1 protein-coding gene is annotated in these 324 nt (G+C 41.4%); it reads right to left on the bottom strand.

The annotated features are described in order from the left end of the window. On the bottom strand, positions 1–324 hold a 324-nt coding region (locus N8M09_RS10965), incomplete at both ends, for a PD-(D/E)XK nuclease family transposase (protein ID WP_261065209.1).

The following is a 324-nucleotide window of genomic DNA, read 5'->3' as shown; positions in this document are numbered from 1 at the left end:
TCTGCCTGGCTGATGGCTCGCTCAGGTTGTTGGGTAAAGGGCTTGTTACCAAAAAACTCCAACCACGGCTTGCGAACCTTGTCTTTGCTGGTTTCTCTGTATTTTTTTAATTCCAAAAATGCCATCTTGACCAGATGGTTTTCTTGACCGTTATTTGTTATGGTTAAGACCTCACCTGTCGTGTCCTCTCGCATACTAAAGCTATGAAAAGCTTGATCATCTTGAAAGTAGTTACTATCTACAATTGCGATAGCGTATACTGGTGCGATGTGTTTATAACTCTGGTGAGTATTGCCTTCTTGCTGGCGAATTTTTTCAAGATTT

Origin of the sequence: Streptococcus mitis (assembly GCF_946190375.1) — a bacterium.
Taxonomy (GTDB): domain Bacteria; phylum Bacillota; class Bacilli; order Lactobacillales; family Streptococcaceae; genus Streptococcus; species Streptococcus mitis_CJ.
The sequence above is the reverse complement of the archived record's forward strand: the minus strand, read 5'-3'. Positions and strand labels throughout refer to the sequence as shown.